This window comes from Photobacterium aphoticum (assembly GCF_001029435.1).
In the GTDB taxonomy this organism is placed as follows: Bacteria; Pseudomonadota; Gammaproteobacteria; order Enterobacterales; family Vibrionaceae; genus Photobacterium; species Photobacterium aphoticum.
This window is the reverse complement of the sequence record NZ_LDOV01000095.1, coordinates 1-230: the sequence shown is the minus strand read 5'-3', so window position 1 is coordinate 230 and position 230 is coordinate 1. Positions and strand designations below refer to the sequence as shown.

Genomic DNA, 230 nt, shown 5'->3' with positions numbered 1-230 from the left:
AACAATGAGTTGAATTGTAATCAGCTCAAATAAAAAAGGCGACCTTTTGGCCGCCTTTTATTGTTTATTGGCTGTTACTTAGTGTGTAAGCCTTTCTTTTCCAGCGCCTTGTAGATTAGCGATTGCTGGATAAGCGTTACTATGTTTGATACCAACCAGTATAGTACCAGACCTGACGTGAAGAACAGGAAGAAGAAAGTAAACATAACCGGCATAAAGGTCATGATCTT

General features: G+C 39.1%; 1 protein-coding gene. It reads right to left on the bottom strand.

Annotated features, from left to right (window positions below; translation table 11 throughout):
• Window positions 1-74 precede the first annotated feature (74 nt).
• The coding region (locus ABT58_RS23875) for a YidC/Oxa1 family membrane protein insertase (protein WP_156168837.1) at window positions 75-230 on the bottom strand (156 nt) is incomplete at its 5' end.